This window comes from Corallococcus praedator, assembly GCF_003612125.1.
In the GTDB taxonomy this organism is placed as follows: Bacteria; Myxococcota; Myxococcia; order Myxococcales; family Myxococcaceae; genus Corallococcus; species Corallococcus praedator.
Map to the genome: position 1 here is coordinate 1 of NZ_RAWI01000786.1, position 955 is coordinate 955.

The window sequence follows — 955 nt, forward strand, 5'->3', positions numbered from 1 at the left end:
GGAGCAGCAGGGGCCGAAGCCGCGGGGGTGGGCGCGGCGGCCTGGTCGGCGGCGCCGGCCAGCGCGGGCACGCCCGCGCACAGGGTCAGGAGCAGACGGAAGGCGGGCTTCATTCGGACTCCCTCCCCGTCGAGCGCAGCGGCAGGAAGATGGAGATGCCCGCGTTGAGGGTCATGATGTTCTGGATGGCGCCCTTGCTGCTGCCCAGGGGCTGATCCACATAGGAGGTGTTGATGAGGGCCACGTTGACGGCCAGGTAGTCCTTGGTGACGAACCGCATGCCAAGGCCCAGGTCGAAGGCCGGGTTGAGGCCGCGCTCGGGCAGCGCGGAGGTCTCCGTCTTCACCACGCCCATGCCGCCCATCAGGTAGCCGTCGAAGTGGAGGATGGAGTTGAGGAAGGACACCTTGCCGTACAGCGGCGCCCACTCCACGTCACCCATGGCGGACCACTGGGGCACGGAGTTGTAGATCTTGCTGTTGAAGGTGCGCTTGGCGGTGCGCACGTCATCCGACGGCAGCACCTGCATGAGCGAGCCGCGCGCGGAGATGGCGAGCGTGTCCGCCAGGTACCAGGCGCCGCGCAGCGAACCCCCGAACTTCGAATAGAACGGGTCGTTCACCGAGATGCTCACCAGCGGGGTGATCTCGAAGCGGTGCTTCTTCAGATACACCTTGCGCTGGACGCTCTTCACCCGGTCGTCCTGGGTGATGTCCGTCAGCGGCATCAGCGCTTCCGGTGGGATGTCCTTCGCCTTGTCAGCGGTGGGCGGCGACGCGGGGCGGGCTTCCTCGTCCGGCGGCGGCGCGGGGTTTTCTTCGGCAGGCTTGGGCTGGGCGTCCTCGGTGAGATCGAGGCCCATGCCTTCCTGACTCTGGGCGGGGGCCAGCGCGGGCCACATCAGGCTCAGCGCAAGCATCAGCGTGGGGCGGTTCAAGTCCGGGCGCTCCGTGGG

The 955-nt window shown here is 68.1% G+C and carries 1 protein-coding gene; it reads right to left on the reverse strand.

The genetic code is table 11. The features are described 5' to 3' along the window. Positions 1–109: 109 nt before the first annotated feature. On the reverse strand, positions 110–937 hold the full coding sequence (locus D7Y13_RS41745; protein ID WP_120535489.1) for an outer membrane beta-barrel domain-containing protein: 828 nt from the start codon (positions 935–937) through the stop codon (positions 110–112). Positions 938–955 lie beyond the last annotated feature (18 nt).